This window comes from Pseudomonas sp. B111 (assembly GCF_026428275.1).
Taxonomy (GTDB): Bacteria; Pseudomonadota; Gammaproteobacteria; order Pseudomonadales; family Pseudomonadaceae; genus Pseudomonas; species Pseudomonas aeruginosa.
Genome location: NZ_CP097857.1, coordinates 5,938,944 through 5,963,533 on the forward strand (window position 1 = coordinate 5,938,944; position 24,590 = coordinate 5,963,533).

Annotated in this window: 26 protein-coding genes; 14 read left to right on the forward strand and 12 right to left on the reverse strand. The window is 67.2% G+C overall.

Annotation, left to right across the window (positions count from 1 at the left end; genetic code table 11):
* Positions 1–11: 11 nt before the first annotated feature.
* Positions 12–1,739 (reverse strand): NCS1 family nucleobase:cation symporter-1, encoded by a 1,728-nt coding sequence (locus M6E97_RS27480; RefSeq protein WP_079382165.1) that lies wholly within the window; start codon positions 1,737–1,739, stop codon positions 12–14.
* A 347-nt stretch (positions 1,740–2,086) separates the two neighbouring features.
* Positions 2,087–3,013, reverse strand: coding sequence for a LysR substrate-binding domain-containing protein (locus M6E97_RS27485; RefSeq protein ID WP_034005225.1), 927 nt, complete (start codon positions 3,011–3,013; stop codon positions 2,087–2,089).
* An 87-nt stretch (positions 3,014–3,100) separates the two neighbouring features.
* Between M6E97_RS27485 and M6E97_RS27490 the strand changes: the two genes are divergently transcribed.
* On the forward strand, positions 3,101–3,577 hold the full coding sequence (locus M6E97_RS27490) for a GNAT family N-acetyltransferase (protein WP_003084777.1): 477 nt from the start codon (positions 3,101–3,103) through the stop codon (positions 3,575–3,577).
* A 78-nt stretch (positions 3,578–3,655) separates the two neighbouring features.
* Here the strand turns inward: M6E97_RS27490 and M6E97_RS27495 are convergent, their stop codons facing one another.
* A complete protein-coding gene (locus M6E97_RS27495; RefSeq protein ID WP_009315084.1) occupies positions 3,656–4,594 on the reverse strand; it encodes a LysR family transcriptional regulator in 939 nt (312 codons plus the stop codon).
* A gap of 103 nt (positions 4,595–4,697) precedes the next feature.
* Between M6E97_RS27495 and pcaD the strand changes: the two genes are divergently transcribed.
* A complete protein-coding gene (gene pcaD / locus M6E97_RS27500) occupies positions 4,698–5,495 on the forward strand; it encodes a 3-oxoadipate enol-lactonase (RefSeq protein WP_034005226.1) in 798 nt (265 codons plus the stop codon).
* Positions 5,496–5,537: 42 nt separating this feature from the next.
* Positions 5,538–5,981, forward strand: coding sequence for a hypothetical protein (locus M6E97_RS27505; RefSeq protein WP_009315086.1), 444 nt, complete (start codon positions 5,538–5,540; stop codon positions 5,979–5,981).
* A gap of 47 nt (positions 5,982–6,028) precedes the next feature.
* On the opposite strand, the gene M6E97_RS27510 is transcribed toward M6E97_RS27505, so the two are convergent.
* On the reverse strand, positions 6,029–8,206 hold the full coding sequence (locus M6E97_RS27510; RefSeq protein ID WP_003111109.1) for a malate synthase G: 2,178 nt from the start codon (positions 8,204–8,206) through the stop codon (positions 6,029–6,031).
* Positions 8,207–8,512: 306 nt separating this feature from the next.
* Here M6E97_RS27510 and M6E97_RS27515 point away from each other — a divergent pair, with 306 nt between their 5' ends.
* Complete coding sequence (locus tag M6E97_RS27515; protein ID WP_003084786.1) at positions 8,513–8,956, forward strand: GNAT family N-acetyltransferase; 444 nt, start codon at positions 8,513–8,515, stop codon at positions 8,954–8,956.
* Positions 8,957–8,987: 31 nt separating this feature from the next.
* Positions 8,988–9,503, forward strand: coding sequence for a glycine cleavage system protein R (locus tag M6E97_RS27520; protein WP_003084789.1), 516 nt, complete (start codon positions 8,988–8,990; stop codon positions 9,501–9,503).
* A 689-nt stretch (positions 9,504–10,192) separates the two neighbouring features.
* On the opposite strand, the gene rarD is transcribed toward M6E97_RS27520, so the two are convergent.
* The 7 genes from rarD to M6E97_RS27555 form a co-directional block, all read right to left on the reverse strand.
* On the reverse strand, positions 10,193–11,089 hold the full coding sequence (gene rarD / locus M6E97_RS27525) for an EamA family transporter RarD (protein ID WP_003103301.1): 897 nt from the start codon (positions 11,087–11,089) through the stop codon (positions 10,193–10,195).
* 202 nt (positions 11,090–11,291) lie between these two features.
* A complete protein-coding gene (locus M6E97_RS27530) occupies positions 11,292–12,266 on the reverse strand; it encodes a serine/threonine protein kinase (RefSeq protein WP_003129062.1) in 975 nt (324 codons plus the stop codon).
* A gap of 61 nt (positions 12,267–12,327) precedes the next feature.
* On the reverse strand, positions 12,328–13,086 hold the full coding sequence (locus tag M6E97_RS27535) for a TOBE domain-containing protein (protein WP_003103305.1): 759 nt from the start codon (positions 13,084–13,086) through the stop codon (positions 12,328–12,330).
* Between the two features lie 67 nt (positions 13,087–13,153).
* Positions 13,154–13,474 carry a YfiM family lipoprotein gene (locus M6E97_RS27540; RefSeq protein ID WP_031639707.1) on the reverse strand — a complete coding sequence of 107 codons (321 nt, stop codon included), beginning with the start codon at positions 13,472–13,474 and terminating at the stop codon, positions 13,154–13,156.
* A gap of 41 nt (positions 13,475–13,515) precedes the next feature.
* A complete protein-coding gene (locus M6E97_RS27545) occupies positions 13,516–14,241 on the reverse strand; it encodes a ComF family protein (protein WP_003129066.1) in 726 nt (241 codons plus the stop codon).
* A gap of 138 nt (positions 14,242–14,379) precedes the next feature.
* Positions 14,380–14,673, reverse strand: coding sequence for a hypothetical protein (locus tag M6E97_RS27550; RefSeq protein ID WP_003084806.1), 294 nt, complete (start codon positions 14,671–14,673; stop codon positions 14,380–14,382).
* Positions 14,674–14,726: 53 nt separating this feature from the next.
* The gene (locus tag M6E97_RS27555) at positions 14,727–15,653 is read right to left on the reverse strand and encodes a LysR family transcriptional regulator (protein ID WP_174217692.1); all 927 of its coding nucleotides are present in this window, start codon (positions 15,651–15,653) and stop codon (positions 14,727–14,729) included.
* A gap of 117 nt (positions 15,654–15,770) precedes the next feature.
* Here M6E97_RS27555 and M6E97_RS27560 point away from each other — a divergent pair, with 117 nt between their 5' ends.
* The 5 genes from M6E97_RS27560 (at position 15,771) to M6E97_RS27580 (ending at position 20,088) form a co-directional block, all read left to right on the forward strand.
* Positions 15,771–16,529: a 5-oxoprolinase subunit PxpA gene (locus tag M6E97_RS27560; RefSeq protein WP_003111232.1), complete on the forward strand. Its 759-nt coding sequence runs from the start codon at positions 15,771–15,773 to the stop codon at positions 16,527–16,529.
* Between the two features lie 76 nt (positions 16,530–16,605).
* The gene (locus M6E97_RS27565) at positions 16,606–16,854 is read left to right on the forward strand and encodes an acetyl-CoA carboxylase (RefSeq protein ID WP_003111233.1); all 249 of its coding nucleotides are present in this window, start codon (positions 16,606–16,608) and stop codon (positions 16,852–16,854) included.
* 10 nt (positions 16,855–16,864) lie between these two features.
* Positions 16,865–18,241, forward strand: coding sequence for an acetyl-CoA carboxylase biotin carboxylase subunit (locus tag M6E97_RS27570; protein WP_033957759.1), 1,377 nt, complete (start codon positions 16,865–16,867; stop codon positions 18,239–18,241).
* 1 nt (position 18,242) lies between these two features.
* The gene (locus tag M6E97_RS27575; RefSeq protein WP_021263093.1) at positions 18,243–19,121 is read left to right on the forward strand and encodes a 5-oxoprolinase subunit B family protein; all 879 of its coding nucleotides are present in this window, start codon (positions 18,243–18,245) and stop codon (positions 19,119–19,121) included.
* Positions 19,111–20,088, forward strand: a complete 978-nt coding sequence (locus tag M6E97_RS27580; RefSeq protein ID WP_034005228.1) for a biotin-dependent carboxyltransferase family protein — start codon at positions 19,111–19,113, stop codon at positions 20,086–20,088. Before M6E97_RS27575 ends, M6E97_RS27580 begins: the two co-directional genes overlap by 11 nt.
* 43 nt (positions 20,089–20,131) lie before the next feature.
* Here M6E97_RS27580 and M6E97_RS27585 read toward each other — a convergent pair whose 3' ends face one another.
* Entirely contained in the window at positions 20,132–20,548 is a 417-nt protein-coding gene (locus tag M6E97_RS27585; RefSeq protein WP_224429301.1) for a fimbrial protein, read from the reverse strand.
* Positions 20,549–20,688: 140 nt separating this feature from the next.
* On the opposite strand from M6E97_RS27585, the gene bioB reads away from it, so the two are divergent.
* From bioB to bioC, 4 genes are all read left to right on the forward strand, one after another.
* Positions 20,689–21,747: a biotin synthase BioB gene (bioB, locus tag M6E97_RS27590; protein ID WP_023100158.1), complete on the forward strand. Its 1,059-nt coding sequence runs from the start codon at positions 20,689–20,691 to the stop codon at positions 21,745–21,747.
* Between the two features lie 105 nt (positions 21,748–21,852).
* Positions 21,853–23,058: an 8-amino-7-oxononanoate synthase gene (gene bioF, locus M6E97_RS27595; RefSeq protein WP_003084826.1), complete on the forward strand. Its 1,206-nt coding sequence runs from the start codon at positions 21,853–21,855 to the stop codon at positions 23,056–23,058.
* Positions 23,051–23,773, forward strand: coding sequence for an alpha/beta fold hydrolase (locus tag M6E97_RS27600; RefSeq protein WP_003084828.1), 723 nt, complete (start codon positions 23,051–23,053; stop codon positions 23,771–23,773). The genes bioF and M6E97_RS27600 overlap by 8 nt, the downstream gene beginning before the upstream one ends.
* The gene (gene bioC / locus M6E97_RS27605; RefSeq protein ID WP_003084830.1) at positions 23,766–24,590 is read left to right on the forward strand and encodes a malonyl-ACP O-methyltransferase BioC; all 825 of its coding nucleotides are present in this window, start codon (positions 23,766–23,768) and stop codon (positions 24,588–24,590) included. The genes M6E97_RS27600 and bioC overlap by 8 nt, the downstream gene beginning before the upstream one ends.

Genomic DNA, 24,590 nt, shown 5'->3' on the forward strand with positions numbered 1-24,590 from the left:
CCAGGTATCCTTCAGTGCTGCACGCTGTCCACCGCGATCGCTTCGCCGGAAACTTCGCGGTAGGCCGTGCGGCGCTTGGCCAGGGCATAGTGGATCAGGCCGGCCAGGCCGGCGCCGAAGAACCAGGAGAACGGCGATAGCTCGGCGAATGCCGGCAACAATGCCAGCAGGGTGGAGATGATCGCCGCCGGGACGAACGCGGCGATGGCCCGCGGGTTCACCCCTCGCGCGTAGTGATAGGCGCCGGCGCGGCTTTCGGTGTACAGCTCCGGCAGGTTCACCCGGCCTTTCCGCACCAGGTAGTAGTCGACCATGATGATCCCGTACAGCGGGCCGAGCAGCGCGCCGAGGCCGCCGAGGAAGTAGAGGATCACCCCGGGGCTGTTGTACAGGTGCCAGGGCAGGATCAGCACTGCGATGGTCGCGCTGATCAGCCCGGCGCGGCGGAAGTTCAGCAGGTTCGGCGCCAGGTTGGTGAGTACGTAGGCCGGGGCGACGAAGTTGGCCATGATGTTCACCGCCACGGTGACGATCAGCAGCGCCAGGCTGGCCAGCACCAGGAAGAGGGTGTCGGGGATCGCGGCGACGATGTCGGTGGGGCTCTGGATGAGCTGGCCGTCGATCCTGAACTGGGCGCCGGCGAGGACCACCGCGAACAGGCCGAACAGCAGGATGTTCACCGGCAGCCCCCAGAAGTTGCCGACGCTGATGGTGCGCCGATCCGGGCAGCCGCGGGCGAAGTCGCAGAAGTTCAGGATCATGGTGCCGTACAGGGTCACCCAGAACGCCGCGCCGCCGAAGATCTTCAACCACATCTGCGAACCGCTCATGGGTTCGCCGCTTGACCAGGCGATGGAGGCGCCGGCGCGCAGGTACATCCAGGCGGCGAGGGCGGCGACGGTGAGCAGGATCACCGGTCCGGCGAAGGATTCGTAGCGACGCACCATCTCCATGCCGTAGGCGAAGATCAGCAGTTGCACGCACCAGATGGAGACGAAGGTCGCCCAGCCCAGGCTCGACAGCCCGAGGATGGCGTCCTGGTCGTAGGCTGCGAGCCCCGGCCAGATCGCCGTCAGCAGCACGCGCAGGACGATGGAGGCGAGGTAGGTCTGGATGCCGAACCAGGCGATGGCGATCACCGCGCGGATCAGCGCGGGGAGTTGTGCGCCGTGGATGCCGAAGGCGATGCGGCACATCACCGGGTAGGGCAGGCCGGTCTTCTGGCCCATGTAGCCGGACAGGTTCATCAGCCCGTAGACCATCAGCGCGCCCAGGGCCAGCGCGGCGAGGATCTGCGCGCCGCTCATGCCGAGGGCGAAGAGACCGATGGCGAAGGAGTAGTTGGCGATGTTGTGCACGTCGTTGGTCCACAGCGCGAACAGGCTGTAGCGTCCCCAGCGGCGCCCTTCGGCCTTGGTCGGGGCGAGATCGGCGCTGTACAGGCGCGGGCTCAGCGGCGGCAGTTCGGTGCCGGCGTGATGGCTGGCGCGGGGCAGGCAATCGAGACTGGCGGGAGTGCCCAGGTCCAGGCGCGCCGCCGAGAACTCCGCTGCGCGCAGCCCGGCGCGTGGTAGGCAGTCGAGACTGGCCGGAGTGCCCAGGTCGAGCAGCGAGGCGGAGAACTCCGCGCTCCGCTGACCGGCGCGCGGCAGGCTGTCGAGGCTTTCCAGGGTGCCGAGGTCGAGCAGCGAGGGAGAAAACTCGCGGGGCGAGGCGGGCGGCTTCGGGGTGCTGGACATGGCGGTCTCCTCCGGCAGTCGGAAGAACTCGGCGCGAGGTCGGGTTCGTCTGTTGTTTTTGTATACAAGAATTTCGAAGATTTAAGCCAGTTATGTGCCAACCGATCCTCGACCGACTTTTCCGTGTTCTGCGGAAACCGGCCTTTCACCGGCAAGCCCCTGAAACCGCTTGGGAAAAAGCTGTCGCCTCGATCAGGTAAGAATTTCGAACTGATTCATAGGCTTATGCGGACGGACGAGGGAGAGGGGAAAAAAGCGTGGCGCCAGGAGAGCGTATTGGGAAAATTGTGCACAATAATTGTGCCCAGTGTTACCGCCGCGCCCGTCGACGGTGCGCGGCGCGAAGCTCAGCCCGTCCGGGAAATATCCAGGCCCTTCAACTGCCCGATCATCCACGCATGGGCATCACGCCCGACATGCTGGACGTGGCTGTAGAGCCGCAGCACGTAGGGCCGAATGTCGAACGGCGCGGGATACAGGGCGAGGCCGGCGGCTTCCGCCAGGGCCCGTGCGGCATGTCGGGGAGCGGTGAGCAGGAAATCGGTGGAGCCTGCCAGGAACAGCGCCGCCAGCACCGTCGGCAGTTGCACCGCCACTTCGCGACGCAGGCCGGAGCGGGCCAGCAGCCGGTCGATCACCCCGCTGTCCTCGTTCCACGGCGTCACCACCGCATGCCGTTCGGCCAGGTAGCCCTCCAGCGTCGGCGCCCCGGCGAGGCGCGGGTGGTCGCGCCGCGCTACCACCACGTAGCGGTCGGCGAACCAGTCATGGGCCTGGATGCCTTCGGGCAGGCGCTCGTGTTCCTCGTCGTAGCCGAGGGCGAAATTGATCCGCCCGCTGGCCAGGGCCTCCACCGACAACTTGCGTTCCGCGTTGACCAGGCGCAGGCGCACTCCGGGCGCGCTGTGCTGCAGGCGGTTCATCAGCGGCGGAAGCAGGGCGAAGGCGGTGTAGTCGGTGGCGGCGAAGACGAAGGTACGCTGGCTCTGTCCCGGTACGAACGGCCGCCACTCTTCCAGCCCCTCGCCGAGGGCGCGCAGGGCGGCGGCCACCGCAGCGGCCAGGTGCTCGGCACGCTGGGTCGGCTGCATGCGATTGCCCTGGCGCAGGAACAGTTCGTCGTCCAGCCCCTGGCGCAGGCGCCCCAGCGCATGGCTGAAGGCCGAGGCGCTGATCGCCAGTTCGCTGGCTGCGGTGCCGACGTTGCGGTGGCGATACAGGGCGTCGAAGACAAGCAGGAGGTTGAGATCGAGACGGCGCAGCAGGGGATGCATGTTATTCAGTTGCCGATGAGAAGAATGCACTTCATGCATCTTAGCAGTCGCACTAGGATGGCCGGATCCTCCACCGGAAGGTTGCCCATGACTCTCGAAATCCGTCCCGCCGTACCGGCCGACGCCGAACAGATCCTTGCCTTCATCATCGAACTGGCCGACTACGAGCGCGCCCGCCACGAGGTGGTCACCGACGTCGAAGGCATCCGCCGCAGCCTGTTCGCCGAAGGCTCGCCGACCCGCGCGCTGATGTGCCTGAGCGAAGGCCGGCCGATCGGCTATGCGGTGTATTTCTACAGCTACTCGACCTGGCTGGGGCGCAACGGCATCTACCTCGAAGACCTCTACGTCACCCCGGAATACCGTGGCGTCGGCGCCGGTCGCCGGCTGCTCCGCGAGTTGGCCCGCGAGGCCGTGGCCAACGACTGCGGACGCCTGGAGTGGAGCGTGCTGGACTGGAACCAGCCGGCCATCGACTTCTACCGCTCCATCGGCGCGCTGCCGCAGGACGAGTGGGTGCGCTACCGGCTGGATGGCGAGGCGTTGCGCAAGATGGCGGAATAGCTGGCGGCAAGCCGACGTTGATGCCGGGGGAGTGTGTGGGGGTAGGGCGAATAGCGCCTGGCGATATCCGCCAGTTTCTCACCGAGGACGCCTGGCGCCCTCCGCCCTGTCGCCGCTTTTCCCCCGCAACGTCGTAGCGTTGTCCCGCAGGAACGCCCACAGGCGTTCCGCTACCGGGCCCTGCGCGCGATCGCGCCGGCGCGCCGCCACCACCTCTTCGCTGCGTCCTGGCAGATGCGGCCCGGCCAGGGCGAGCAGGCGGCCGTCGGCCAGTTCCTCGTCGACCAGGAAGTCCGGCAGGTGCCCCCAGCCGAGGCCCTGGAGGATCACCTCTTTCTTCGTTCGCTGGTCCGGCACGCTGCACTGTCGCGCGCCGGCGAGCATGAAATAGTCCGTCGGCGGCGAATGGCGGGCGCTGTCGCGCATCACGCACTGGGCGAAGGGGCGCAGTTGTTCCGGGCGCACCGATCGCGGCGGAGGATCGCCGAGCAGGCCCGGCGCGATGACCGGGACCAGCCCGACCCTGCACAGGTCGAGCCATTCCAGGCGTGGGTCGGACTTGTCCACGCGATGCAGGATCAGGTCGGCCTCGCCGTCCAGCAGGCGCTCCAGCGGGCCGCTGACGGTTTCGAACAGCAATTGCAGGCGGGTCTGCGGCTGGCTGCCGAAGAACCCTGCGAGCAGCGCCAGGGCCGGGCGCGGCGGGCAGAGGTCGCCCAGTACCACGCGCAGCTCGCTTTCCTCGCCCTGGGCCAGGTGCGCGGCGTGGCCCCGCAGCCCTTCCAGTTCGTAGAGCAGGGCCTGGGCACGCTGGTGGAAGGAGCGACCGGCGGCGGTCAGGCCGACCCGGTAGCCGCCTCGTTCCAGCAGCACCAGGCCGAGCTGGCGCTCCAGCCTGGCAACGGCGGCGAACACCGCCGGATGGGAGCGGTGCAGGCGCTGTGCGGCGGCCTGGAAGCCGCCGGCGTCGACCACTGCGTCGAAGCATTGGAGGTCGTGGAGGGTGAAATCGTGCATGTCAGCTTCCCTGACAGAGTCGTTCCATTCTTTGTAGTTTTTCCCAGGGGCCGTCGCAACTAGCCTGGCGTGCATGGCAATCACCCTGACCCCGGAGGCTCCCATGGGCAACCTGTCTTTTCTCGCTACCAGCGATGGCGCCAGCCTCGCCTATCGCCTGGACGGTGCGGCGGAGAAACCGCTGCTGGCGCTCTCCAACTCCATCGGCACCACCCTGCACATGTGGGATGCGCAACTCCCGGCACTGACCCGGCACTTCCGCGTCCTGCGCTACGACGCCCGTGGCCATGGCGCCTCCAGCGTGCCGCCGGGGCCCTATACCCTGGCCCGGCTGGGCGAGGACGTACTGGAGCTGCTCGACGCGCTGGAGGTACGGCGCGCGCATTTCCTCGGCCTGTCCCTGGGCGGGATCGTCGGCCAGTGGCTGGCGCTGCATGCGCCGCAGCGGATCGAGCGGCTGGTGCTGGCCAACACCTCGGCCTGGCTCGGCCCGGCGGCGCAGTGGGACGAGCGCATCGCCGCGGTGCTGCAGGCCGAGGACATGAGCGAGACCGCCGCGGGTTTCCTCGGCAACTGGTTTCCGCCGGCGCTGCTGGAGCGCGCCGCGCCCGTCGTCGAGCGCTTCCGGGCGATGCTCATGGCCACCAACCGGCACGGCCTGGCCGGCTCCTTCGCGGCGGTGCGCGATACCGACCTGCGCGCGCAACTGACGCGGATCGAGCGGCCGACCCTGGTGATCGCAGGGGCGTACGACACGGTCACCGCCGCCAGCCACGGCGAGCTGATCGCCACGTCGATTGCCGGGGCCAGGCTGGTTACGCTGCCGGCGGTGCATCTGTCGAACGTCGAGTTCCCGCAGGCGTTCGAAGGCGCGGTGCTGAGCTTTCTCGGCGCAGCCTGATTAGGCTATCGTCGCGGCTTTTCCCTCGGCGCAGGAGCCGACATGAACGAGCCGGGCAGTTTCATCTGGACGTGGTACGGGCAGGATGAGCATCGATGGGTCCTGCTCAGCGCAGAGGCGTTCCTGGCGCTCGATTTCCTGGCCCTTGACGGTGCCATGCAGAGAGAGACCATCGGCAGTTGCCCGGGCTGCTCTACCTGGTCGGAGAAGATCGTGCCGCTGCACGAGTGGCTCGAAGGCTGTCCGGGTCACCAGGCCGGGAGTTTTCGCGATGCCTTGAGGCGTGTCTGGGCGCTGTGCAACGAGCTGCCCGAGGAAGCGCTGGGCTGCTTCGACTTCGACATCTATGCCCACCCCGGATGGCAGGCGGTACGTCGAGAGGCCCGGGAGGCGCTGCGGCAGAACGGTTGGGGCAGCATCCGTAGCCATGCCGAGGAGCTGCGTGACGACTGTTGGGAGCGTGTGCATGGCTACCCGAAGAAATGAAAAAGCCGCCCCTCGGGGCGGCTTTTCGTTGCGCTGCGGCGAACGGCCTACAGCCCGTTCTTCGCCTTGAACTCGCGGCGGCGGCGATGCAGGACCGGCTCGGTATAGCCGTTCGGCTGCCGGGTGCCTTCCACCACCAGCTCCAGGGCGGCCTGGAACGCGACGTTGTCGTCGAAGTTCGGCGCCATCGGCCGGTAGGACGGGTCGCTGGCGTTCTGCCGGTCGACCACCACGGCCATGCGCTTGAGGCTCTCGACCACCTGCTCCTGGCTGATCACGCCGTGACGCAGCCAGTTGGCCAGCAGCTGGCTGGAGATGCGCAGGGTGGCGCGGTCTTCCATCAGACCGACGTCGTTGATGTCCGGCACCTTGGAGCAGCCGACGCCCTGGTCGATCCAGCGGACGACATAGCCGAGGATGCCCTGGGCGTTGTTGTCCACCTCGTTCTTGATCTCTTCCGCGGTCCAGTTGGTGTTCGGCGCCAGCGGAATGGTCAGGATGTCGTCCACCGAGGCCGGGGTGCGCTTGGCCAGCTCGGCCTGGCGGGCGAACACGTCGACCTTGTGGTAATGCAGGGCGTGCAGGGTCGCGGCGGTCGGCGACGGGACCCAGGCGGTGTTGGCGCCGGCCAGCGGATGGCCGATCTTCTGCTCGAGCATGGCGGCCATCAGGTCGGGCATGGCCCACATGCCCTTGCCGATCTGCGCCTTGCCTTGCAGGCCGGTGGCCAGGCCGACGTCGACGTTGTTGTTCTCGTAGGCGCCGATCCACTTCTCCGACTTCATGGCGCCCTTGCGCACCACGGCGCCGGCTTCCATGGAGGTGTGGATCTCGTCGCCGGTGCGGTCGAGGAAGCCGGTGTTGATGAACACCACGCGATCCTTGGCCGCCTTGATGCAGGCCTTCAGGTTCACGGTGGTGCGGCGCTCCTCGTCCATGATGCCGACCTTCAGGGTGTTGCGCGGCAGGCCGAGGACGTCCTCGACGCGGCCGAACAGCTCGTTGGTGAAGGCGGCTTCTTCCGGACCGTGCATCTTCGGCTTGACGATATACACGCTGCCGGTGCGGCTGTTCTTGCGGCTGGTGTTGCCGTTCAGGTCATGAATGGCGATCAGGCTGGTGAACAGACCGTCCTGGATGCCTTCCGGCACTTCGTTGCCGTCCTTGTCGAGGATCGCATCGTTGGTCATCAAGTGGCCGACGTTGCGCACGAACAGCAGCGAGCGGCCGTGCAGGGTCAGTTCGGAACCGTCGGCCCTGGTGTAGACGCGGTCCGGGTTCATGGTGCGGGTGAAGGTGCTGCCGCCCTTGCTGACTTCCTCGGCCAGGTCGCCTTTCATCAGGCCCAGCCAGTTGCGGTAGATCACTACCTTGTCGTCGGCGTCGACCGCGGCGACCGAGTCCTCGCAGTCCATGATGGTGGTGAGGGCGGCTTCCATCAGCACGTCCTTCACGCCTGCGGCATCGGTCTGGCCGACCGGGCTGCTGGGGTCGATCTGGATTTCGAAGTGCAGGCCGTTGTGCTTGAGCAGTACCGCTTGCGGCTTGGCGGCGTCGCCCTGGAAGGCAAGGAACTGGCCAGCGTTCTTCAGGGCGGTTTCGCTGCCGTTCTTCAGCGCGACGACCAGCGCGCCGTTCTTCACGCTGTAGGAAGTGGCGTCGACATGGGAGCCGGACTCCAGCGGCGCGGCCTCGTCGAGGAAGGCGCGAGCGAAGGCGATGACCTTGTCGCCGCGAACCTTGTTGTAGCCCTTGCCTTTCTCGGCGCCGCCTTCTTCGCTGATCACGTCGGTGCCGTAGAGCGCGTCGTACAGCGAGCCCCAGCGGGCGTTGGAGGCGTTCAGGGCGAAGCGCGCATTCATCACCGGCACCACCAACTGCGGGCCGGCCATGCGGGCGATCTCGTCGTCGACGTTCTGGGTGCCGGCCTGGAAGTCTTCCGCCTCGGGCAGCAGGTAGCCGATTTCCTCGAGGAAGGCCTTGTAGGCAGCGGCGTCGTGGGCCTGGCCGGCGCGAGCCTGGTGCCAGCCGTCGATCTTGGCCTGGAGTTCGTCGCGCTTGGCGAGCAGGGCTTTATTCTTCGGCGCCAGGTCGTTGATCACGGCCTCCGCACCGGTCCAGAACGTGTCGGCAGAGACGCCGGTTCCGGGGATGGCTTCGTTGTTCACGAAGTCGAACAGGACTTTGGCGACCTGCAGGCCACCGACTTGAACGCGTTCAGTCATTGTTTGCCTCACTCTGCTCTAGACCAGCTCTGGACCCGGGCCGCACGGCCTTGTAGTCCGAGCCGCGGCATACTACATGATGCCGCGGGAAAAATCAGTGGTTACGCGTCGCGTTACGACTGGATGACGCTTCACGGTCACGTTGGCCAGGCTCAATGTTCGCAAAAAAACTGTACTTTGTTCCAGATAAATCTAAAAACAGTACACGATTTATCGCGAGCCCAACTGCGGCGCGGCGTCGCAGGATGTTTCACTGCGCTGCGAGCGCCTTGCCTATACTCCCGGAATCGCCCCAGGAGCCTCGCCATGCCCGTCCATGCCGCATCCCTCGCCGATCTCGCCGACCTGGTTCCGCTGTTTTCCGCCTACCTCGACTTCTACGAAGTGCCGGCGCCGGAAGAGCAGGTCCGCGCATTCCTCGCCGAGCGCCTGCGCCAGGGCGATTCGACCCTGTTCCTGGCCAGGGATGCCGAGGCGCGGGCGCTGGGCTTCGTCCAACTCTATCCGCTGTTCGCCTCCCTGGCGCTACGACCTTCGTGGCTGCTCAGCGATCTCTACGTCCGTCCGGAGGCGCGCCGCCAGGGCGTCGGCGAGGCCCTGATGAACCAGGCCCGGGGTTTCGCCGAAAGCATGGGCGCCTGCGGCCTACAACTGGAGACGGCGAAGACCAACCACGCCGGGCAGTCGCTCTACGAGCGCCTCGGCTATGTCCGTGACGAACAGTTCTACACTTACTGGCTGCAGCTCTGAACTCCCATTCGTCCCAGCAGGAGGCAAGCTCATGGATCACCTGGTCCTGACCGTGATCGCCACCGACCATCCCGGCCTGGTCGAGCGCATCGCCCAATGCATCGCCTCCCACGGCGGCAACTGGCTGGAAAGCCGCATGTCGCGGATGGCCGGGCAGTTCGCCGGGATACTGCGGGTGGCCGTGCCGGCGGAAGGCTACGACGAACTGGTGGAAGGGCTACAGGGCCTGTCCAGCCACGGTATCCGCGTGCTCCTGGCGGAAAGCGGGATCGAGCCGGTATGTAACTGGAAGCCTATCCACCTCGACCTGGTGGGCAACGACCGCCCCGGTATCGTGCGCGACATCACCCGGTTGCTGGCCGAGCACGGGGTGAACCTGGAGAGCCTGTCCACCGAAGTGCGCCCGGCGCCGATGAGCAGCGAACCGCTGTTCCATGCCGATGCGCTGCTGGCGGTGCCGCTGACCCTGTCGCTGGACACCCTGCGCGAGCGACTGGAAGACCTGGCCGACGACCTGATGGTGGAGTTGGTGCTGGACGCGTCCTGAAGTTGTTCAGGAAAGCCGGGGACGGGCCTGTGGAAAAGCCTTGGGTGAAACCCTGAAGCCCAGGCGCCGCGAGGCTTGGAGGTCGTAGCGCGTTTTTTGACCAGCTACGTTGCGGTTATTCCCAAACCAGGTGGACCAGCCTGTGGGTATTCTGTGTGGATAACCTTGCAGGCCTTTATCCATGGGCGATACAAGGGTTTGCTCGTTTTCTGAGCAGCCTCTCTTGCGCTTTTTCTTGTGGATTAACCTTCGCCGCTGTCATTGCCCCTGTGCACAAATAACGTGGAGCAGTCTGTGGGTAAGCCGGGGAAGAATCCATGCAGGCCTTTATCCATCGGTACTCCAGGTGTCAGTACGTTTTTTGATCGATGGCTTTTCCGGTTCATCCACAGTTGCTCACAAAAGCCTTGGGCAGATTTGTGGATAAGCCTTGTGTATATCGTTGTAACCCTTGGTAATACTGGCATACAGCGGTGTGCTCAAAGACTGATCAGGCGCTTTGCAGGGCTTCTTCCGACGAGTTATCCACGCGCCTGCGGGGAGGAGAAGGCAGGTCTATGCACAAAGTACGTGCATGAACCTGTGGAAAAGCCTGGGGTGGATCGCTGAGCGTCAGTATTGGCGGGGGATAGGAAGGAGTGCGTGTTTTTTCGCCAGGCTTGCGGAGTTCCGCAAGCCTGGGGATAACGTCAGCCCGGCTGGGGAAGGCGGCGCAGGCTGCGCCAGGCGTCGAAGCTGTAGACGGCCAGGGCGAGCCAGATGAAAGCGAAGGCGGTCAGGCGGCTGGAGTCCAGATGCTCGCCGAACAGCAGGATCGCCTGTAGCAGGACCAGCGTCGGTGCCAGGTATTGCAGGAAGCCCAGGGTGGCGTAGGGCAGGTGCCTTGCCGCAGCGTTGAAGCAGACCAGCGGAACCAGCGTCACCGGGCCCGCGGCGACCACCCACAGGGCTTCCGGGGTGCTCCAGAAAGCCGTTTCGCTGGTCGGCCCGTCGGCGAAAAACAGCAACCAGACCAGCGCCAGCGGCAGCAGCAGCCAGGTTTCCACCACCAGTCCGGGCAGCGCGGCGACCGGCGCCTTTTTGCGGATCAGGCCGTAGAAGCCGAAGGTCAGGGCCAGCACCAGCGACACCCAGGGCAGGCTGCCGAGTTGCCAGACCTGCTGCGCCACGCCCAGCGAAGCCAGGGCCACCGCCAGCCATTGCAGAGGACGCAGGCGTTCCTTGAGCAGCAACATGCCGAGCATCACGTTGATCAGCGGATTGATGTAGTAGCCCAGGCTGGCTTCCAGCATGTGGCCGTTGTTCACCGCCCAGACATAGGTCATCCAGTTGCTGGCGATCAGCAGTCCGCTGGCGGCCAGCACGACGAAGCGCTGCGGATTCTGGCGCAGCTCACGCCACCAGCCCGGGTGCTTCCAGAACAGCAGCAGGACGGCGCCGAACAGGGCCGACCAGACCGCGCGCTGGACGATGATTTCCACCGCGGGAATGCGTTCGAGCAGTTTGAAGTAGAGCGGGAACAATCCCCAGATCACATAAGCCGTCAGGCCGAGGACATAGCCCCGACGGAGGTTGGCGGTCGCCATGGAGAATCCTTGAAACGTCAGGCAGGTAAGAATGGCCGTGCACGGCATGCACGAGCGGATGACCTGTGAATTCTAGTAGGGGGGTGACGGGGTTGTCTGCGCACAGTTCCCGCGGAAAAGCACCGGCACACTTGCCGTTCCCTCGCCTGCCCCGCGGCGGGACGGCTAGCGCCGCGCGCCATTCGCCCTGTCCGCAGGAGGCTCAGAACAGCCGCAGCGGTTCCTCGTCCAGCGCCGCCAGTTGTTCGCGCAGCACCAGCACCTGCTCGCCCCAGTAACGTTCACTGCCGAACCAGGGGAAGCTCGGTGGGAACGCCGGGTCGTCCCAGCGCCGCGCGAGCCAGGCGCTGTAGTGCATCAGGCGGAGGCTGCGCAGGCCTTCGAGCAGCGGTAGCTGGCGCGGGTCGAAGTCGTGGAACTCATTGTAGCCGTCGACCAGTTCGGCAATCTGCGCCAGGCGTTCGTGGCGCTCGCCGGCGAGCATCATCCACAGGTCCTGGAGGGCCGGGCCCATGCGGCAGTCGTCGAGATCGACCATGTGGTAGACCTCGTCGCGGCACAGCAGGTTGCCCGGATGGCAGTCGCCGTGCAGGCGGATCGGCTGGTAGGGCACCTCGGCGAACAGGGCGTCGAGGCGTTTCAGCAGGTCGCGGGCGACCGACTCGTAGGCCGGCAGCAGGCTCCTGGGGATGAAATTGCCTTCCAGCAGGGTGGCCAGCGAGGCGTGGCCGAAGTTATCCACAGCGAGCGCCTCGCGGTGCTCGAACGGCCGCGTGGCGCCGACCGCGTGCAGGCGGCCGAGCAACTGGCCGAGGCGGTAGAGCTGGTCGAGATTGCCCGGCTCGGGCGCGCGCCCGCCGCGCCGGGGGAACAGGGCGAAGCGGAAGCCGGCGAATGCGAACAGGCTTTCGCCGTCGCGCGACAGCGGCGCCACCACCGGCACCTCGCATTCCGCCAGCTCGGCGGAGAAGGCGTGCTCCTCGCGGATCGCCGCGTCGCTCCAGCGGTCCGGTCGGTAGAACTTGGCGATCAGCGGCTCGCCGTCCTCGATGCCGACCTGGTACACGCGGTTTTCGTAGCTGTTGAGCGCCAGCACCCGTGCGTCGCTGAGATAGCCGAGGCTTTCCACGGCATCCAGGACGAGGTCGGGGGTCAGTTGGTCGAAGGGATGGGACATGACGGGGCATCCAAGGCTCGAAAGACCCCTAGTGTACGCAAGCCGGCGCGGGCCGGCAGGTTCACAGCGGCGTGCCGAGCAGGACCTGGGCTGGATCGAAGGAGGCGATCACCTTCTGGCCCTTCTTCAGCCCCAGGCTGGCCAGGCGTTCGCCGGACAGCAGCGCGCAGAGGGTAAGACCGCTGCCCAGGGCGATGCGCACCTCGCTGGGACCGGCCTTGGCCGCGAGGATTTCCTCCAGGGTGCCTTGCAACTGATTCGGCTGGTCCTCGCGCGGTTCCAGCCCGACGTCCAGCCAGCCGGCCTTTATCAGCGCCAGTACCGGGCGGCCGCGACCGAGTTCGAGTTGCTCGGTGCTGGCGCGGGTGATCAGCGCCTCGATGCGTTGCTGGCCTGGCAGCTCGATGGCGATGCGGTCGTGGAAGCCTTCGCCATGGATCGACAGGACCCGCCCGTGCAATTGGTTGCGTGCGCTGGTGCGGAGCATCAGGCGGCCGATCAGGTTGAGGTCCTCGGCGTCTTCAGCGGCCTGCAACACCTGCGCTTGCAAGGCTTCCAGGCGCCGGTAGAGAGCCAGCAGGCGTTCGCCCTCGGCGGTCAGTCGGGCGCCGCCGCCGCCCTTGCCGCCGACGCTACGCTCGACCAGCGGACGCTCGGCCAGGTTGTTCAGTTCGTCGATGGCGTCCCAGGCGCCCTTGTAGCTGATGCCCACGGCCTTCGCCGCACGGGTGATGGAGCCCAGTTCGGCGATCTGCGCGAGCAGGGCGATGCGTTGCGGGCGACGGGTGACGTGCTGGGCGAGAGTGGAGAGTGCGGACATGGAAGCTTCGCTATGAGCGGACGTATACGGCGAAGGCTCCAACAGCCATGGGCAAAACGCAAGGGCGTCACTCGGCGGCCTGGTAGAGACCGTAGCCGGCGGCGGCGCCGGCCAGGTCCCAGGCGAGGTCCTTCCAGCTCCAGCCGCTGCCGGCGGAACGGCTGTCGTAGAGTTCCTTGCCGACGCCGAAGGCGAGCGAGAAGCTCAGGCCGAAGCGTGCCTGGCGAGCACCGTGCAGGCCGCGGTCGTGGGCCATCTGCATGCCCGCCGCGGTAAGGGCCGCGGAACTGGCGAAATGCAGGGCCTTGTCTTCGCCCAGCCAGTCGTCTTCGGCGAAGTGGCTGCAACCGCCGAGCAACAGGCAGGCCGCGACCAGCAGTGCGCGCATGGATCCTCTCCCGTATCGGTTGCGCGGCAGTTTAGCCCAGCTCAGCCGGGCTTCGGCGTGCGCGCCAGGCAGTAGACGTCGACCCGCGCGGCGCCCGCCCGGCGCAACAGGCGGGAAAGGCACTCGGCGGTGGCCCCGGTGGTGAGCACGTCGTCCACCAGTGCCAGGTGCAGCCCGCGAACATCGCTGGCGGGCGCCAGGGCGAAGGCGTGGCGCAGGTTGCGCCGCCGCACCGTCGCGTCCAGGCCCTGCTGGGCCGGAGTATCCAGCACTCGCCGCAGGCTGTGCGGATCGCAGCGCAGGTCCAGCTCGCCGGCCAGTCGCTCGGCGAGCTGTTGCGCCTGGTTGAAGCCGCGACGACGTTCGCGCCGTGGCGCCAGCGGGACCGGCAGCAGGCGTGCCGGGCGCGGCAGGCCTTCGGCGTAGCGTTGCCGCAGGTGTTCCGCCAGCAACTCGCCGAGCAGCCGCCCCAGCGGCCAGGCCGCCTGGTGCTTGAAGCGGTTGATCAGGCTGTCGAGCGGAAAGGCGTAGCGCCAGGGCGCGATCGCCTGTTCATAGGCCGGCGGGCGGCGCAGGCACTCGCCGCACACCTGGCCGTCCAGCGGCAGGGGCAGGGCGCAGCGCCGGCACTGCTGGCGCGACCAGGGCAGGTCGGCGGCACAAGCGCGGCACAGCGGGCGGGGCGGCTGGTCGCTGCGGGCGGCGCAGAGCAGGCAGGCCGGCGGCGGCAAAAGCCAGCGCGTGAGAGGACGAAGCGGGAACGACATGGCGGGACTTCCTGGCGGATGTCGCACCATGCAACCGCAGGCGCGCGCCGCCGACCAGCCGTTGCCAGCGGGTTCGGAACTCGCCTGTGGATAACCGAAGCCTTCCTTCGCTCCTTGCGGAAACGGCCGACGCGTGGATCAGTGGATGAGCCAGCTCATGACGATCAGGCCGAGCACCGTCCAGATCACCCCGCCGACTATCGAGCGGCGCATGAAGGCGCGTATGCCGCTGTAGAGCAGCAACAGGCCGAGCACCAGGAAGACGAAGCTGAACAGCGATGCGTCCATGCCGATGGCCCTGGCCAGGCCGTGGAGGAAGTCGTCCATGGCGCCCCAGATGCCGCCCAGCAGGCCGGAGAGCAGGTCCACCACGAAGCGGATCGCCCTGCCCAGCATCTCGCCCAGTCCGTCGAAAAAGCCTTCTGTACCCATGAGTGTCCTGTCCTGAGTGTTCCCAGCGTTGGATCAGAGATTAGCCGCCGGGTTCAGCGCCGGCTGCTGCTTTGCTGCGGAGCGAGGAACGACTGGCGGAAGTATTCGCGGAACGCGCGCATCCCGGCGCTCGCTTCGGTGTCGCGGCGCCAGGCCAGGCCGACGCTCATCGACGGCACCGGGTCGACCAGCGATAGCGTCTCGATGCGTTTGCCTTCCAGCGACCAGGGCCGGTACACCAGGTCGGAGAGGATGGCCACGCCGGAGCCGTTGGCGACCATGCTGCGCACCGCTTCCACCGAACTGGTATGGAGGATCACCTGCGGCTGGTGGCCGCTCTGTTGCCAGTAGCGCAGCGCGCTCTGCCCGGCCTCGTCGACGGTGAGCATGATGTAGGGCTCGCCGGCCACGTCGGCCAGGCCCAGGTCGGCCTTCTCGCCCAGCGGATGGCGGCTGGGCAGCCACAACCGGCGCTCGGAGTTGAACAGGGTTTCGGCGGCGATCCCGGGCTCGGTGAGATTGCCGGTGAGCAGCACGGCGATGTCGTAGCGACCGTCGAGGAGGCCGCGCTCGATGCTGGCGCGCTCGTCCTCGAACAGTTGCAGCTCCAGTTCCGGGTACCACTGCGCCAGGCGTTGCAGGTGGTGGGGGAGGAAATAGCCCATCACGGTATAGCTGGCGGCGACCTTCAGGGTGCCTTCGACCCGGGTGTCCGGTTGCGGGCTGTTGAGCGCGTCGTCGACGCTGCGCTGGATCGAATAGGCGTGGTTGAGGAAGTGCCGGCCGCTGTCGGTCAGGTTCATGCCCTGGGCCGTGCGGGTGAACAGGGCGACGCCGAGCATGCCCTCCAGTTCCTGGATCGCGCTGGTCACCGCCGACTGCGAGATGTTCAGGTGGATGGCGGCCTGGGATATCTGGCCGAACTCGGCGGTGGCGATGAAGTAGCGAACCTGGCGGAGGGTCAGGGCCATGGGCAGCATCCGGAAGAGGTATCTGTTTTTCAGAAACCAGTCTATCGAATAATAAATCTACCCAATACCTTTCCCGGCTTTTACCGTGGCTCCATCCAACAACAAGACAGATGAGGCCAGCCGGCAATGACTGAAGTCGACCTCAATTCCGACATGGGCGAAGGCTTCGGCCCATGGACCATCGGCGATGGCGTGGACGCGGCGATCATGCCGCTGATCAGCAGCGCCAACATCGCCACCGGTTTCCATGCCGGCGACCCGAGCAGCATGCGCCGCACCGTGGAGATGGCCGCCGAGCATGGCGTGGCCATCGGCGCCCATCCGGGCTTCCGCGACCTGGTCGGCTTCGGTCGCCGGCACATCGCCGCGCCGGCCATCGAGCTGGTCAACGACATGCTCTACCAGCTTGGCGCCCTGCGCGAATTCGCCCGGCTGCAGGGCCTGTCGCTGCAACACGTCAAGCCCCACGGCGCGCTCTACATGCACCTGGCGCGCGACGAGGCCGCCGCGCGCCTGTTCGTCGAGACCCTGCAACGCCTGGAACCGGAACTGCTGCTCTATTGCATGCCCGGTTCGGCCACCTGGCGCATCGGTCGGGAACTGGGCCAGCCGCTGGTGCGCGAGTTCTACGCCGACCGCGACTACGACCGCAGCGGCTCCATCGTCTTCACCCGGCGGGTCGCCGCCCTCGATCCGCAACAGGTCGCCGACAAGGTCCTGCGCGCCTGCCGCGAGGGCAAGGTGCGCACCGTCGAGGGCGAGGACCTCGACATCGCCTTCGACTCGGTGTGCATCCACAGCGACACCCCCGGCGCCCTGGAGCTGGTCGCCAGCACCCGCGCGCGCCTGGAAGGCGCCGGCATCCGCATCAAGGCGCCGCGTTGAGCGCCGCTCGCCTCGGCGAGCCTCGCGACAAGCTTTTCTGCCATTTCCTACAACGTTCGAATAATGAGGATTCGTCATGGCCGAACATAACGTGCAGTCCCCCTTGCCCGGCACCTTCTATCGCAAGGCCAGCCCCGACGCGCCACCCTACGCGGAGGTCGGGCAGGCGGTCGAGGCCGGCAGCGTGATCGGGCTGATCGAGGTGATGAAGCAGTTTTCCGAAGTGCAGGCCGGGCAGGCCGGCATACTCCAGGTGTTCCACGTGGAAGATGGCGAGGCCATCGAGCCGGGACAGGTGCTGGCGGTGATCGCCAGCGCTACCTGAGGAGGACGCCATGCACAAGCGACTGAACAAGCTGCTGGTGGCCAATCGCGGCGAGATCGCCGTGCGCATCATCCGCGCCGCGCAGGCACTGGGCATTCCCACGGTAGCGGTGTGCAGCGAGGCGGATCGCGATTCGCTGGCCGCGCGGCTGGCCGATGAGGTACGTCTGATCGGCCCTGCGCGGGCCGAGCGGAGCTACCTGGATATCGAGGCGATTCTCATGGCGGCGCGGGAAACCGGTGCCGACTCGATCCATCCCGGCTACGGTTTCCTCTCCGAGAACCCTGCCTTCGCCGAAGCGGTGCAGGCGGCCGGACTGGTCTTCGTCGGTCCGGATGCGCAGACCATCCGCCGCATGGGCGACAAGGCCGAGGCGCGGCGTACCGCGATGGCCGCCGGGGTGCCGGTGGTGCCGGGCTCGCCCGGCGAGCTGGACGACCTCGACGCGGCGCTGGCCTGCGCCGAAGAGGTCGGCTATCCGCTGCTGGTCAAGGCCTCCGCTGGCGGCGGCGGGCGTGGCATCCGTATCGCCCACGACGCCGACGAACTGCGTCGGGAATTCCCCATCGCCCAGCGCGAGGCGCAGGCCGCCTTCGGTTCGCCGGCGGTGTACCTGGAGCGCTTCATCCGCCAGGCGCGGCACATCGAAGTGCAGATCCTCGGCGATGGCGAGCGCGCGGTGCATCTGTTCGAACGCGAATGCTCGCTGCAGCGGCGGCGCCAGAAGGTCTTCGAGGAGGCACCTTCGGCGGCGCTGGACGGCGCGCAGCGCCAGGCCCTCTGCGAGAGCGCGGTGCGCCTGGCGCAGAGTCTCGGCTATCGTGGCGCGGGCACCCTGGAATACCTGTTCGACGCGCACAGCGGCGAGTTCTTCTTCATCGAGATGAACACCCGTATCCAGGTTGAGCATCCGGTCAGCGAGATGGTCACCGGCATCGACCTGGTCCAGGCCATGCTGCGCATCGCCGCCGGCGAGGCGCTGCCCTGGCGCCAGGAGGACATTCGCCTGAACGGCGCGGCGCTGGAGATGCGGATCAACGCCGAAGACCCGGCGCGCAATTTCTTCCCCAGCCCCGGCACCGTGGAGCGCCTGGAATGGCCGCAGGGCGAGGGCGTGCGAGTGGACAGCCACCTGTATCCCGGCTACCGGGTGCCGCCGTACTACGATTCGTTGCTGGCCAAGCTGATCGTCCATGGTCGCGACCGCGACGAAGCGTTCGCCCGCGCGCGCCAGGCGCTGGAGCGCACCGTGCTGGCCGGCATGGCCACTACCCTGCCGCTGCACCGCTGGCTGCTCGCCCATGCGCGGGTACAGGCCGCGCAGTTCGATACCGCTACCCTGGAAACCTGGCTCGCCGAGCGGACCGCAGCCGCGCAGGAGGTTTGAGATGCACGCCAACATCCGCTACAGCTTCGGCGGCGACGAGCACCTGTTCGCCGAGGTCGCCGAAGCCATGTCGCTGGAAGCCTTCTTTCGCGGCATGGCGATCACCCGCGCCATCGAGGCCCTGCAATTGCCCGGGGTGCTCGACGTGTGCCTGGCCAACGCCTCGTTCCAGGTCCGCTTCGACCCCGACCGGCTGGCCCCGCAGGCGCTGCTGGAGACCGTGCGCGGCCTGGAAGCCGAGGCGGTCGCCGCGCGCAGCATCGAGACGCGTATCGTCGAAGTGCCGGTGTTGTACAACGATCCCTGGACCCACGAGACCCTGATGCGCTTCCGCGACCGTCACCAGGACCCGGACTCCACCGACCTCGAGTACGCCGCGCGGATCAACGGCTACGCCGACGTGCAGGCGTTCATCCAGGCGCACAGCGGCACGCCGTGGTTCGTCTCGATGGTCGGTTTCGTCGCCGGCCTGCCGTTCATGTACCAGATGGTCGAGCGCGAGCGGCAGTTGCAGGTGCCCAAGTACCTGCGTCCGCGCATCGACACGCCGAAGCTGACCCTCGGCCACGGCGGTTGCTTCGGCTGCATCTATTCGGTGCGCGGTGCCGGCGGCTACCAGATGTTCGGCGTGACTCCGGCGCCGATCTTCGATCCGCGCCAGGGCTTGCCCTATCTCGAGGAATCGATGGTGTTCTTCCGCGCTGGCGACATCGTCCAGTTCCGCCCCATCGAGCGGACCGAATACGAACGCATGGCGGCCGAAGTCGAAGCGGGCACATTCGACCTGCGCATCCGTCCGGTGAGTTTCGATCTCGACGCGTTCCTCGCCGATCCGCGAGGCTGCACGCAACGTCTGCAGGAGGTGCTGTATGTCGATTAAGGTGCTCAAGCCCGGCCTCGCCACCTCGGTGCAGGACGCCGGCCGCGAAGGCCACTATCACCTGGGCATCCCGCCGTCCGGCGCGCTCGACCAGTACGCCCTGCGCGCGGCCAACCTGCTGGTGGGCAACGCACCGACCGCCGCCGTGCTGGAGTGCGCGCTGCTGGGTCCGCAGCTGGAGTTCCAGCGCGACGCCTTGGTGGCCGTGTGCGGGGCGCGCATGACGCCTCGCCTGGAGGGCGCGGAGATGCCGCTGGATACTTCCTTCCGGGTTCGCGCCGGCCAGGTCCTGGGGTTCGACTTCATCCGTGCCGGCGCCCGTGGCTATCTCGCCATCGACGGCGGCATCGCGGTACCCGAGGTGCTGGGCAGCCGTTCGACCTACGGTCTGGGGGCGATCGGTGGCTTGCAGGGACGGCGACTGGCGGAGGGCGACCTGCTGCCCCTGGGGTCTGCCTCGCCCTCTGCCGTGGAGGGCTTGGCGCTGCCGCGTTCGCTGCAGGTGGAGGTCGGCGGCGAGGTGAGCTTGCGGGTAGTTCCCGGACTCTACGTCCATCGCCTGACTCCCGACGCGGTCGAGCGTTTCTTCGCCGAGACCTGGACCGTCGGCTCGGAGGCGGACCGCACCGGCTACCGCCTCAAGGGCGGCACGGCGTTCCGGTTCGAGCCGCGCGAACAGCCATTCGGCGCAGGCTCGGACCCGTCCAACATCGTCGACGCCTGCTATCCCATCGGCTCGATCCAGGTACCGGGCGGGCTCGAACCCATCGTCCTGCATCGTGATGCGGTGTCCGGTGGGGGATATGCCACGCTGGGCACGGTGATCAGCCCCGACCTGAACCGGCTGGCGCAGATGCAACCGAACCAGAAGGCGCGTTTCGTCGCCGTCAGCCTGGAGGAAGGTCTCGAGGCGCGTCGCCGTTACAACTGGCAAGTGCAACGACTCCAGCACTTCTTCCTGCGCTGAGTCGTCGATACCGGCCGCTTCCGTCTGCGAAGCGGCCTCCCGCTCACTTGTAGTAGATATCTATCGCAGCGGTGGCATTGAATCGACCCAACGTAGGTGCGTTGGTCATCCATTTCAGTTGGGCCAGGAAGTTCTTCACCACGATCTGGTCTTTGCTGTGTTCCACCAATTGGAATTCTTTGTTGAAGGGGACGATGCGACGGTCTTCTTGCCTGAGCACGGTGATGCCTACGGACTTGTTGTCTCCCGGCACCAACGTGTCGCCTACGGTGCTGGAAGAGTTCACGGGACTCAGAAGGGCTCCCAGGCCATAGGCGCTATGCAGTTCTTGCTTGCAGTGATCTGGAAAGGCTTCTCCTTGATGGTCTGGTTGGTGGCGGCTTGAAGCGCTTGAAGTAGGCCGAAGTCGAGTGTCTTGGGTGAAATGCTCAGGGGCGACGATCGCCGATGAAATGATCAAATATTGATCAGATGTATACCTGTGTCCTGGTCTGGGTTGACAGCGTCCTAGAGCCACTTATGATGCCCCTTAAGCCTGACCCCGGCGTGCCGGGGCTCCCCGACAAAAGGCGCCATGCAAGCGTCGAAGGAATCTTCCCCATGAGTGCAACCGCTTCCGTCGCCACCCGTCACGACTGGTCCCTCGCCGAAGTCCGTGCCCTGTTCGAGCAGCCGTTCAACGACCTGCTGTTCCAGGCGCAGACGGTGCATCGCGCGTACTTCGACCCGAACCGCGTACAGGTCTCGACGCTGCTGTCGATCAAGACCGGCGCCTGTCCCGAGGACTGCAAGTACTGCCCGCAGTCCGGCCACTACAACACCGGCCTGGACAAGGAGAAGCTGATGGAGGTGCAGAAGGTCCTCGAGGCGGCGGCCGAGGCCAAGGCCATCGGTTCGACCCGCTTCTGCATGGGCGCTGCCTGGAAGCACCCGTCGGCCAAGGACATGCCCTACGTCCTGGAGATGGTCAAGGGCGTGAAGAAGCTCGGCCTGGAGACCTGCATGACCCTCGGCCGGCTGAACCAGGAGCAGACTCAGGCGCTGGCCGATGCCGGCCTCGACTACTACAACCACAACCTGGATACCTCGCCGGAGTTCTACGGCAACATCATCACCACCCGGACCTACAGCGAGCGCCTGCAGACCCTGGCCTACGTGCGCGAGGCGGGGATGAAGATCTGCTCCGGAGGCATCCTCGGCATGGGCGAGTCGGTGGACGACCGCGCCGGCCTGCTGATCCAGTTGGCGAACCTGCCGGAGCACCCGGAGTCGGTGCCGATCAACATGCTGGTGAAGGTCAAGGGCACGCCCCTGGCGGAAGAGAAGGACGTCGATCCCTTCGACTTCATCCGCACCCTGGCGGTGGCCCGGATCATGATGCCGAAGTCCCACGTGCGCCTGTCCGCCGGCCGCGAGCAGATGAACGAGCAGATGCAGGCGCTGGCCTTCATGGCCGGGGCCAACTCGATCTTCTACGGCGAAAAGCTGCTGACCACGAAGAACCCGCAGGCCGAAAAGGACATGCAGTTGTTCGCCCGTCTCGGCATCAAGCCGGAAGAGCGCGAAGAGCACGCCGACGAAGTGCACCAGGCCGCCATCGAGCAGGCGTTGGTGGAACAACGCGAATCGAAGCTGTTCTATAACGCCGCTTCCGCCTGACCATACTGGAAGGGAGGGCGCCGCCGTCCCTTCGTTGCAGCCGCTGATGTCGGCCCTGCGTGGACGGGTGCGCCTGCGTCCGTCCAGCAACACGAGCGACCTGCCATGTCCTTCGATCTCGCTTCCCGCCTCGCCAGCCGGCGCGCGGAAGACCTCTACCGCCAGCGGCCGCTGCTGGAGTCGGCCCAGGGTCCGGACGTCGTGGTCGACGGCCAGCCGCTGCTGGCCTTCTGTTCCAACGACTACCTCGGCCTGGCCAATCATCCCGAAGTGATCGCCGCGTTACGCGCCGGCGCCGAGCGCTGGGGCGTGGGCGGCGGCGCCTCGCACCTGGTGGTCGGCCACAGCGGTCCGCACCACGAACTGGAGCTGGCCCTCGCCGAATTCACCGGGCGGCCGCGCGCGCTGCTGTTCTCCACCGGCTACATGGCCAACCTTGGCGCGGTGACCGCGCTGGTCGGCAAGGGCGACACGGTGCTGGAGGACCGCCTCAACCACGCTTCGCTGCTGGATGCCGGATTGCTCTCCGGCGCGCGTTTCTCGCGCTACCTGCACAACGACCCGGCAAGCCTCGCCGCGCGCCTGGACAAGGCCGAGGGCAATACCCTGGTGGTCACCGATGGGGTCTTCAGCATGGACGGCAATCTCGCCGACCTGCCGGCCCTGGCCGCCGTGGCGCAGGCCCGCGGCGCCTGGCTGATGGTCGACGACGCGCATGGCTTCGGCCCGCTGGGCGCCAGCGGCGGCGGGATCGTCGAACACTTCGGCCTCGGCCAGGAGCAGGTGCCGGTGCTGATCGGCACTCTCGGCAAGGGTTTCGGTACCGCTGGCGCCTTCGTAGCCGGCAGCGAGGAACTGATCGAGACCCTGATTCAGTACGCCCGGCCCTACATCTACACCACCAGCCAGCCGCCAGCGGTGGCCTGCGCCACCCTGAAGAGCCTGGAGCTGCTGCGCCGCGAAAGCTGGCGGCGGCAACACCTGGCGGCGTTGATCGCCCGTTTCCGCCATGGCGCCGAGGCGCTTGGCCTGACCCTGATGGACAGCTTCACGCCGATCCAGCCGATCCTGGTCGGCGGCAGCCGCCAGGCCGTGGCCCTGGCCGGCATGCTTCGAGCCCGTGGCATCATGGTCGGCGCGATCCGCCCGCCAACCGTGCCGGCCAACAGCGCGCGGCTGCGCGTCACGCTGTCCGCCGCGCACAGCGAAGCGCAGGTCGACCGCTTGCTCGAAGCCCTCGGCGAAAGCTGGCGACAGCTGTCGTCTAGCCTTCTGGCAGAGATCGAAGCCGAGGAGGGAGACGATGCGTGACCACCTGATCCTGTTGCCGGGCTGGGGCCTGGGCAGCGCACCGCTGGAACCGCTGCGCGACGCGCTGCACGAGCGCGAGCCGCACCTGAACGTGTTGATCGAGCCGCTGCCGTCGCTGGACGATGCCGCCGACTGGCTCGACGAACTCGACGACAACCTGCCGCGCGATAGCTGGCTGGCCGGCTGGTCGCTGGGTGGCATGCTCGCCGGCGAACTGGCGGCGCGCCGCGGCGACGATTGCCGGGGCCTGCTGACCCTGGCCAGCAATCCGTGCTTCCGTGTGCGCGAGGACTGGCCGAACGCGATGCCGGCGGAAACCTTCGAGGACTTCTTCGAGGCTTTCCTGCTCGAACCGCACCTGACCCGCAAGCGTTTCACCCTGCTGGTCAGCCAGGGTGCGCGCGACCCTCGGACCCTGGCGCGGCAACTGCAGGTGGCGCTGCCGCAGCTGGAGCGCGAGGCGCTGGTCGCCGGCCTGCAGTTGCTCGGCCAACTGGATACCCGGGCCGCCCTGGAAAACTTCCGCGGGCCGCAATTGCATCTGTTCGCCGAAGCCGATGCGCTGGTGCCGGTGGCCGCCGCCGAGGCCCTGCTCGAGTGGCTGCCGGACGTCGAGGTCTCGACCCTGGCGGCCAGCCACGGCCTGCCGCTGGAATGCCCGGACGAGGTGGCCAGCGCAATCCTGAGATTCCTTCGCGAGGGTGACGATGCCTGACGATTCCGCGCCGCTGCTGGCGCCCCATGGCGTTGCCGCGCTGCCCGACAAGCGCCGGGTCGCCGCGTCGTTTTCCCGCGCGGCGGCCAGCTACGACGCGGTGGCCGAACTCCAGCGCGGCGTCGGCGAGAGCCTGCTGTCGGCATTGCCGGAAGGCTTCTCGCCGCGCCGCTGGGTCGATCTCGGCTGCGGCACCGGTCATTTCAGCCGGGCCCTGGAACGCCGCTTTGGCGCGGCCGAGGGCCTGGCTGTGGACATCGCCGAAGGCATGCTGCGGCATGCCCGCGCGCGCGGCGGCGCCAGCCATTTCATCGGCGGCGACGCCGAGAGGCTGCCGTTGCGCGACGGCAGTTGCGACCTGCTGTTCTCCAGCCTGGCCATCCAGTGGTGCGCCGACCTCCCGGCGGTGCTGGCCGAGGCGCGGCGGGTCCTGCGGCCGGGCGGCGTGCTGGCGTTCAGCAGCCTGTGCGTCGGTACCCTGGGCGAGTTGCGCGACAGTTGGCGGGTGGTGGACGGCTTCGTCCACGTCAATCGCTTCCGCGCCTTCGCCGACTACCTGCAACACGCGGCCGGCAGCGGTCTGCTGCCGCTGACCCTGCGCCACGAGGACCGGGTCCTGCATTTCCCCGACCTGCGCAGCCTGACCCACGAACTCAAGGCGCTGGGCGCGCATAACCTCAACCCCGGGCGGCCCGACGGCCTGACCGGGCGCCAGCGCATCCGCGCGCTGGTCGCCGCCTACGAGCGTTTCCGCCAGCCCGAGGGGCTGCCCGCTACCTACCGCGTCGTCTTCGGCGTGCTGCGCAAGGATTCCTGA